8 protein-coding genes are annotated in these 8,986 nt (G+C 71.5%); 7 read left to right on the top strand and 1 reads right to left on the bottom strand.

Going from position 1 to position 8,986, the window contains the following annotated elements:
* Window positions 1-17 precede the first annotated feature (17 nt).
* The 7 genes from FHS87_RS16230 to FHS87_RS16260 all read left to right on the top strand — a co-directional run bounded on the left by FHS87_RS16230 (window position 18) and on the right by FHS87_RS16260 (window position 8,143).
* Window positions 18-1,028 (top strand): ABC transporter permease, encoded by a 1,011-nt coding sequence (locus FHS87_RS16230; protein ID WP_184520430.1) that lies wholly within the window; start codon window positions 18-20, stop codon window positions 1,026-1,028.
* Window positions 1,025-1,909 carry an ABC transporter permease gene (locus FHS87_RS16235; protein WP_312862023.1) on the top strand — a complete coding sequence of 295 codons (885 nt, stop codon included), beginning with the start codon at window positions 1,025-1,027 and terminating at the stop codon, window positions 1,907-1,909. The genes FHS87_RS16230 and FHS87_RS16235 overlap by 4 nt, the downstream gene beginning before the upstream one ends.
* Window positions 1,909-3,963 carry an ABC transporter ATP-binding protein gene (locus tag FHS87_RS24285; RefSeq protein ID WP_184520431.1) on the top strand — a complete coding sequence of 685 codons (2,055 nt, stop codon included), beginning with the start codon at window positions 1,909-1,911 and terminating at the stop codon, window positions 3,961-3,963. The genes FHS87_RS16235 and FHS87_RS24285 overlap by 1 nt, the downstream gene beginning before the upstream one ends.
* A gap of 46 nt (window positions 3,964-4,009) precedes the next feature.
* Complete coding sequence (locus FHS87_RS16245) at window positions 4,010-5,563, top strand: acyl CoA:acetate/3-ketoacid CoA transferase (RefSeq protein ID WP_184520432.1); 1,554 nt, start codon at window positions 4,010-4,012, stop codon at window positions 5,561-5,563.
* A complete protein-coding gene (locus tag FHS87_RS16250; protein WP_184520433.1) occupies window positions 5,560-6,006 on the top strand; it encodes a MaoC family dehydratase in 447 nt (148 codons plus the stop codon). The genes FHS87_RS16245 and FHS87_RS16250 overlap by 4 nt, the downstream gene beginning before the upstream one ends.
* A 189-nt stretch (window positions 6,007-6,195) precedes the next feature.
* On the top strand, window positions 6,196-6,621 hold the full coding sequence (locus FHS87_RS16255) for a cupin domain-containing protein (RefSeq protein WP_184520434.1): 426 nt from the start codon (window positions 6,196-6,198) through the stop codon (window positions 6,619-6,621).
* A gap of 160 nt (window positions 6,622-6,781) precedes the next feature.
* Window positions 6,782-8,143, top strand: coding sequence for a hypothetical protein (locus FHS87_RS16260; RefSeq protein WP_184520435.1), 1,362 nt, complete (start codon window positions 6,782-6,784; stop codon window positions 8,141-8,143).
* A gap of 99 nt (window positions 8,144-8,242) precedes the next feature.
* Here the strand turns inward: FHS87_RS16260 and FHS87_RS16265 are convergent.
* Window positions 8,243-8,986 (bottom strand): IS630 family transposase (locus tag FHS87_RS16265; RefSeq protein WP_184520436.1); only part of this gene is annotated, 744 nt, incomplete at its 5' end.

The raw sequence follows: 8,986 nt of genomic DNA on the forward strand, positions 1-8,986 counted from the left end.
CAAGAGGGAATGTCCGCGTGCCGCGTTACATCGCGACGCGACTGCTTGCGGCCGCCGTCATGGCGCTGCTGGCAAGCCTGGTCGTGTTCCTCATCTCCGCGCTGGTTCCCGGCGATCCGGTGCTGGCGCAGCTGGGCGACATCGCGGCGAGCAATCCTGCGACCGTTGCGGAATGGCGGGCCAAATGGGGCCTCGATCTCCCCTTGTGGGAGCGCTACGGCATCTTCCTGAACGGGCTGGCCCACGGGGATCTCGGCATTTCCATCGCCACGCGGCGGCCGGTGCTGGACGATATCGCCCAGTACGCCCCGGCCACGCTGGAACTGGCGACGGTTTCCTTCCTGCTCACGCTGCTCGTCGGCATCCCGCTGGGCATCGCGGCGGCGGTGTGGCGGGACAGCTGGGTCGATTCGCTCGCCCGCGCGATCTCGCTGCTCGGCGTCTCGGCCCCGACCTTCTGGCTCGCCTTCATCATGCTGGCCATCTTCTACGGCGGGCTGGAATGGGCGCCCGGGCCGGGCCGGATGGACCCGATCGCCTTCCCGCCCGAGGGTCCCACGGGCCTGTTCCTGGTGGACACGCTGCTCGCCCGGGACTGGGAGGGCTTCTGGGACAGCGCGGCCCATCTCGTCCTGCCCTCCATCGTCCTGGCGGCCGCGACCATCGGGCTGATCACCCGGACGACCCGCGCGGCGATGCTGGACAGCCTGGGGCAGGACTATGTGCGGGTCTCCCGCGCCAAGGGGCTGAGGGAGCGGGCGATCGTGCTGCGCCACGCCCTGCCCAACGCGCTGGTGCCCGTGGTGACGCTGGGCGGCCTCGCCTTCGCCAACCTGCTGGCCGGCGCGGTGATGACCGAGACGGTCTTCGCCTGGCCGGGCCTCGGCCGCTACACCTTCCGCTCCGCGGCGGCGCTGGATTTCCCGGCGATCATGGGGATCACCCTCGTCGTCTCCGCGACCTACCTCCTGGTGAACCTGCTGGTGGACCTCTCCTACGCGGCGCTGGACCCGAGGGTGCGGCGGTGAGCGCGAGCACCGTCCCCCCTCTCGCCATCCCGCCCGCCATGCCGGTGCAGCGGCCGCGCTGGCGCCGGCGGCTGCGCCGCTACGGGCCGGCCTGGCTGGGCGGGGGCGTCGTCCTGCTCTGGATCCTCATCGCGATCCTGGCGCCCTGGATCTCCCCCTTTCCGCCGGATGCGCAGGACGTGGTGAACCGGCTGCAGCCGCCGGGCGCGACCCACTGGCTCGGCACGGATGTGCTGGGACGGGACGTGTTCTCGCGGCTGCTGCACGGTGCGCGGCTCTCGCTGCTGGCGGGCTTCACCGTGGTGCTGCTCGGGGCCGCCATCGGAACCACTGTCGGCATCGTCGCGGCCTGGGCGCGCGGCTTCTGGGACGAGGCGCTGATGCGCCTGACCGACCTCGTGCTCTGCTTCCCGCCGATCATCCTCGCGCTGGCGATCGCGGCCGGGCTCGGCATCGGTACGCAGAACACCATCCTCGCGATGTTGGTGGTGTGGTGGCCGAAATTCGCGCGGCTGGGCCGGGCCCTCGCCCTGGTGCAGCGAGGGCAGGAATACGTGGAGGCGGCGACGGTGCTGGGGCTGAAGCCGAGCCGCATCCTCGGCCGCCACGTCCTGCCGAACACGCTGGGGCCGCTGGCCGTGCTGGTGACGCTCGATCTCGGCAACGCCATCCTCACCTTCGCGGGCCTCTCCTTCCTCGGCCTCGGCGTCGTCCCGCCCACGCCGGAATGGGGCTCCATGGTCGCGGAGGGGCGTGAGCTGGTGGAGCAGTGGTGGATCGCCGCCTTCCCCGGCCTCGCCATCCTGACGGTCGTGGTGGGCTTCAACTTCTGCGGCGACGGGCTGCGGGACTGGCTTGATCCGAGGGCGAGGTCGCGCTGATGGATGGCACCCTGCCCAAGCGGGAGGACGCGGCCGGCATCGCCGAACCGGTCCTGGAGGTGGAGGACCTCCACACCGTCTTCCTCACCGATGCCGGCCCGGTGCGCGCCGTGGACGGCGTCTCCTTCTCAGTGGGCCCCGGCGAGACGCTGGGCATCGTGGGCGAGAGCGGATCGGGCAAGAGCGTGACGGCCCTGTCGCTCATGCGGCTGCTGGAGGAGCCCGCGCGCATCATCGGCGGCACCGTCCGCTTCCAGGGGCGCGACGTCCTGGCGATGAGCGGCGCCGAGCTTCGGGACTGGCGCGGCGACCGGGCCGCCATGGTGTTCCAGGACCCCATGACCGGGCTGAACCCCGTGGTCCGCATCCTGCGCCAGGTGACGGAGCACATGGTCTCCCACGGCCGGCAGACGCCGGCGAAGGCGCGGGTGCGGGCGGTGGAGCTGCTGCGCCGCATGGGCGTCGCGGCGCCCGAGCGCGCGGCGGCCTCCTTCCCGCACCAGTTCTCCGGCGGGATGCGGCAGCGCGTGATGCTGGCGATCGGCGTCGCCAACGATCCCGTCCTGCTGATCGCGGACGAGCCGACCACGGCGCTGGACGTGACCGTGCAGGCGCAGATCCTGGACCTTCTGCGGAACCTGAATGCCGAGTTCGGCACCGCGATCATCCTGATCAGCCACGACCTCGGCGTGATCGGCACCGTCTGTCGCCGCGTGGCCGTGATGTATGCGGGGGAGGTGGTGGAGGAGGCGGAGACGGGGGCCGTCCTCACCGATCCGCGCCATCCCTATTCCTGGGCGCTGGTGAATGCCGTGCCGCGGCTGGACAGCCCGGCGGGCGCGCGGCTCACCAGCATCGAGGGCGCGCCGCCCGACGCGCTGAACCCGCCGCCCGCCTGCCGCTTCGTCGCGCGCTGCCCCTTCGCCATCTCCCGCTGCGGGCAGGAGCACCCGCCGCTGATGGAGGTGGCCCCCGGCCGCCGCGCGCGCTGCTGGGTGACGGCGGATGGCCGCCCGCTTCCGCCCCCGCCCGTGGCGGCCGAGGCCGCCGCGCGGGAGCCGGAGCCGGATGCGCCCCCGCTGCTGGAGGCGACCGGGCTGGTGAAGCACTTCCCCGGCGCGCGCAGTTCCTTCTTCGGCCCGCGCGCCGTGGTGCACGCGGTGAACGGCGTGGACCTCCGCCTGATCAGGGGCGAGAGCCTCGGGGTGGTGGGCGAGAGCGGCTGCGGCAAGTCCACCCTCGCGCGGCTGGTCACGCGCCTGCACGAGCCGACGGCCGGCAGCCTGCGCTTCGAGGGGCGGGACATCACCCATGCCTCCCCGGCCGAGATGCGCCCGTTGCGGCCAAGGCTGCAGATGGTGTTCCAGGACCCCTACGCGTCGCTCAACCCGCGGATGCGCGTGCGCGACATCCTGGCGGAACCGCTGATGGCGCATGGGCGCGCCGCCAACCGCGCGGAGGCGGATCGCCGCGTGCTGGAGCTGATGGGCACGGTGGGGCTGAAGCCCGAATGGGCGGCCCGCTTCCCGCATGAGTTCTCGGGCGGGCAGCGGCAGCGGATCTCCATCGCGCGGGCGCTGGCGCTCGATCCGGCCCTGGTGGTCGCGGACGAGCCCGTCTCGGCGCTGGACGTGAACGTGCAGGCGCAGGTGCTGAACCTCATGCTGGACCTGCGCCAGCGGCTCGGCCTCTCCTACCTGTTCATCGCGCATGACCTCGCCGTGGTGCGCGCCTTCTGCGACCGGGTGGCGGTGATGTATCTCGGCCGCATCATGGAGGAAGGGCCGGCCGTCGCCCTCTTCGCGCGGCCGCTGCATCCCTACACCGTCGCCCTGACCAGCGCGGTGCCGGAGCCGGGGCGGGAGCGGGTGATCCTGGGCGGCGAGCCGCCCTCCACCCTGAAGCTGCCCACCGGCTGCGTCTTCCGTGGCCGCTGCCCGATCGCCCGGCCCGTCTGCGAGGAGAGGCCGCCGCTGGCGGAGGTCGAGGCCGGCCGCCGCGTGGCCTGCCATTTCCCGGGAGAATTCGCGCCCCTGCGGGAGATGCGGAATTGAGCGCTCTCGGGACCCCCGCCTTTTCCCGATGTGAGGGTGCCCCCGAATGAGACAGATCACCGCTTCCCAGGCCGCGGCCCTGCTGCAGGACGAGGACACGCTGCTGATCGGCGGTTCGGGCGGCGGGCATGCCGTGCCGGATGCGTTGATGGCCGCCGTGGGGAAGCGCTTCCGCGACACGGGCAGGCCGCGCGCCATCACGGCCGTGCATCCGGTCGGGCTGGGGGACGGCAGGACGCGCGGGGCCGGCCACCTCGCCCAGAAGGGCCTGCTGAAGCGCGTGGCCTCGGGAACCTTCGTCAACTCGCCCGGCATCGCGCGCCTGGCCCTCGACGAGGAGATCGAGGCCTACACCCTGCCGCAAGGGGCCATGTCGCAACTCATGCGGGAGATGGCGGCCGGGCGCGCGGGGCTGCTGACGAGGATCGGGCTGCACACCTTCGTGGACCCGCGCCTCGGCGGGGGACGGCAGAGCGCCCGCGCGGCCGAGGACCTGGTCGAGCTCGTGCAGTTCCGGGGCGAGGAGTATCTCTTCTACAAGCCCTACCACGTGAACGTCGCCTTCCTGCGCGGCTCGGCGGCTGACGAGGACGGCAACGTCTCGATGGAGCACGAGGCCGTCACGCTCGAGATGCTGAGCATGGCGCAGGCCACCCGCCGCATGGGCGGGATCGTGGTCGTGCAGGTCAGGCGCGTCGTGCCCGCCGGCTCCATCCATCCGAAGATGGTGAAGATTCCCGGCATCCTGGTGGATGCGGTGGTGGTCGAGCCCGACCAGTGGCAGACCTATGCGACGCAGGACAGTGCCGCCTATTCCGGCCATCTGCGCGTGGCGCTGGAGGACATCCCCCGGCTGGAGCCCGGCCCGCGCCGCATCGTGGCCCGGCGCGGGGCGATGGAGCTGTTCGAGGGCGCGATCTGCAATCTCGGCTCCGGCATCTCGACCGGCATCGCCAATGTCGCGGCGGAGGAGGGAATCCTGCGCCGGATCTGCCTGACGAACGAGCAGGGGAACATCGGCGGCGCGCCCGCCAGCGGCAACGAGGCGGGCGCCGCGATGAGCCCGGACGCGCAGGTGGACCAGCCCTACCAGTTCGACTTCTACGATGGCGGCGGCCTCGACCTCGCCTTCCTCTCCTTCGCGGAGTTCGACGCGGAGGGGAATGTGAACGTCTCCCGCTTCGGCGGGCGCATCGTCGGGCCGGGGGGCTTCATCAACATCAGCCAGGGTGCGGGCTCGGTGGTCTTCGGGGGCACGCTCACGGCCGGCGCCGCGCCCAAGGCCGTGGAGAGGGTGGAGCAGGTGACCTTCTCCGGCCCCTATGCCCGGCGCCGCGGGCAGCGCGTCCTCTACGTCACCGAGCGCGCGGTGTTCCGGCTCGCGGAGGGCGGGCCGGAGCTGATCGAGATCGCGCCGGACACCGACATCGAGGCGGATGTGATCGCCCAGATGGGCTTCCGCCCGCGCGTGTCGCCCGCGCTGCGGCGCATGGAGGCCGGGCTGTTCGCCGAGGGGCCGATGGGATTGGCCTCCCGCCTTCCGGCCCGGCCGCCGCGCCCGGCGCTGGACCGCTTCGCGATGGCGCAGGCCGCGGAGTGACGGGCTGCGCGACATGCCTCTCGGTAGGGGAGGCGGCGGAGTTCAGCAGGACGATCTCGGCCGCCGACATCGCGGCCTTCGCCGAGCTGAGCGGCGACCACGACCCCGTGCATGTCGATGCGGAGTTCGCCGCGCGCACCGCCTTCGGGCGCGTCATCGCGCATGGCGCGCTGGTAATGGGCCTGCTCTCCACGGCCGCGTCGATGATGTCCCGTCGCTCGGTCGAGCGCGGCAGCCCTGGCACGCCGGTCTCCGCCGGCTATGACCGCATCCGCTTCACCCGCCCGGTCTTCGCCGGCGAGACGCTCTCGGCCCGCTACGTGGTGCAGGAGGTGGACGATGCGCGCGGCCGGACCCGCGCCGCGGTGGAGGTGGTGAATGGCGAGGGAGAGACCTGCCTCGTCGGCACGCACATCCTGGCCTGGGTGAGGGCGCCGGGCTAGGCGGCAGCACGGGGAAGGCCGGCCGGCAGGCGTGCTTAGCCCTCGATCTGGCGGGACTGGCGGGCCCGATCCTCCCCGCTCGGCGGACGGTGCGGGAGGCCCATGCTCCGCCTCCACGGGCCACGGGGCGGATGAGTGTCCATGTCGCGCCCTTGCCGCTACGCTCCCCTCTCCTGACGGGGCGCCCCCATGACCGAGATCATCGAGTTCGGCTCGTTCCAGCTCCGCTTCCTGCGCGACAGGCACGGCACCGCCGGAAGCCTGGACATGTTCGAGCTGGTCCTCCAGCCCGAGGGGCGCATGCCCGTGCCGCACTACCACGAGGCCTGGGAGGAGACGGTCTACGGCCTGGCCGGCACGGTGAGCTACACGGTTAAGGGAGAGGCCCACGATGTCGGGCCGGGGGAGAGCCTGTTCATCCCCCGCGGCAAGGTCCACGGTTTCAGCAACCGGAGCGGTGCGGTCGCGAGCTGCCTCTGCATCCTGACGCCGGGTGTCCTCGGGCCCGAGTATTTCCGGGAGCTCGCGGCCCTCCTGCGCTCCGGCAACCCGGACCCGGCCAGGGCGCGGGAGATCATGCTCCGATACGGCCTCGTCCCGGTGCCGCAGGGCTAGGAGACATCCCTGATCCGGAAGCCCGGCTTCCGGATCGGGTGCCGGTGGCGGGAGTGAGAGCTGGGCGACGCGAGGCATGACCGGCCGTGGGTGCCCTGACATCCCTCGCGATTGGGGGTAGGCAGGCCGGGGCATGTTCCGCCCGGATCAGGATACCCCCATGCCGCGCGAGACAGATGCCAGAGATGAGGTCGTCCGGGCAGCGGCGGAACTGGCCCGTGATGTCGCCGGGGACCTCGATGCCGTGCTCCTCACGCACTATCCCGACCTCGAGGCGCTCGACACGCTGCGGCCCGGCGAGACCGATGTCGGGACGACCCGCGCGGTGAACAGGGCCGTCGCGGCCGAGATGATCGATGCTGGCGTCGAGATTTTCGTGCAGCGCGCGGACAGGGCGGCCTTCCGGCGATGGATGCAGGAGCGGGAGGACACACCGGAGAACCGCCTGTCCTGGATCGACCGTGGCCGCCTGCTCAGGGGCGATGCAGCCCTCGCGCTGCTGGGCCTCGAGCCCGCCCGTTCGCCCGCGTCGAAGCCCCGCTTCGACAAGCAGCCCGGCCCCATCGCCGACCGGCTGCTGGCCGCCTTCGTGGACGGGGAGGAAGGCGAGATCGAGGCCCTCGCCGAGGATCTTCTCTCGGCGGGACGGGACGACGTCCTCGACCTTGCCATCCGCAAGGCGGCCGAGCGCCACGGGGACCAGAATGCGGACGAGCTCGCCGAGGCTCTTCGTTCCGTGGCGGCGGCCGATGCGGCCGGGCCCTCGGGATGGGCGGAGCTGGTCGCCCTTCCCACGGCCCTCCCTTCGGCACAGCTGCCGGACGCGGCCGCCATCGGGGACGGGCTGTTGGCCTCCGGTGCGCTGGAGAATACGGCCGAGATCCGCTTCCTGCGGGGCTGGCGCTCCCCGCAGGCGCTCGCGAATCTCCCTCCCGGCGCCCTCCGCCGCGTGCTCCTGGACATGCTCGCCGGCGAGGAGCCACGTGACCTGCCGCCCGGCGATGCGGAGGAGCTGCTGCGGGGCGGCTTCGGCGTGCTGATCGGCCTGCAGATCGATTGGGACATACCGGTCTGGGAGAGGATCGCCGCGCAGGGCGGCCTTCCGCTCCTCGAGGACGAGCCCGGCGGCACGCCGGAGGAGGCCCGCGCCGCTGCCCTGTTCGACAGCTGGCGCGGGGCGGCCTTCGAGGTGAGCGGGGGCTGCGTGCCGCTGGCGCTGGTCTCGCCCTCCGAGGTGGAAGCGGAGATCGCGGACTTCCTGGACGAGGCCGGGGCACAGAGCCGTGGCATCGAGGAGATCGTCGAGCGCGTTGCCGCGGCCAGGCGCGCGGCCGGGGACGAGGAGGTCGTCTGCCGCGTCGAGATCATCGGCGAGGGGCTGGAACTGTCACTCTACACTGAGAGGGGCCGGTTCCTCGACAGCCTTGCCCTTCCGGCGGACCGGATGCCGGCCAGGGCCGTGGAGATGCCGAGGCTCATCGGGAGCTTCGTGCGGCTGGTCAGGGACGTGCCGGGACGCTAGAGCATTTTCAAGCCGGGTGGAATCACCCGGCGGCTCGGAAAATGCGACAAAGCAATAGGCTGGAGCGGTTGCCGTGAGCCAGGGCGAACGGAAAACGCTCTATTGTCCTGATTCCGTAGTTCCTCCGATCTGCTGAGTTTGGAGGCAGAAGCGCTGGATGGCGGCGAGGATATTGTCGGCGGACTTGGTCCAGCGGAAGGGTTTGGGGTCGGCGTTGTGGGCGTCGATGAAGGCCCGGATGTTGGCCTCGAGCTGGGCTGTGGAGCGGTAGATACCACGCCGGAGTTGGCGCTCGGTGAGCAGGGCGAAGAAGCGCTCGACCTGGTTGATCCAGGACGCACCGGTGGGCGTAAAGTGGACGTGCCAGCGCGGACGCTTGGCAAGCCAGTCACGCACCGGCTTGGTCTTGTGGGTGGCGTAATTGTCCATCACGAGGTGGATGTCGAGGTCAGCGGGCACGGCGGCTTCGACCTGATCGAGGAACCTCCGGAACTCGCTGGAGCGGTGCTTTGGGTAGCAGCGGCCGATCACCGCGCCTGTTGCGATGTCGAGCGCGGCAAACAACGAGGTCGTGCCATGGCGGGTGTAATCGTGCGTCCGGCGCTCAGCCTGGCCGGGGCGCATGGGCAGCAGAGGCTGGGTGCGGTCAAGCGCCTGGATCTGGGACTTCTCGTCTACGCACAGCACCAGGGCGCGTTCGGGCGGAGCCATGTACAGCCCGACGATGTCGCGCACCTTCTCGACGAAGAGCGGGTCGGTCGAAAGCTTGAAGGTCTCGCTCCGGTGCGGCTGTAGTCCAAAGGCTCGCCAGATCCGATGGATCGTGGAGGGCGCGTATCCGAC

Origin of the sequence: Muricoccus pecuniae (assembly GCF_014199205.1) — a bacterium.
GTDB lineage: Bacteria > Pseudomonadota > Alphaproteobacteria > Acetobacterales > Acetobacteraceae > Roseomonas > Roseomonas pecuniae.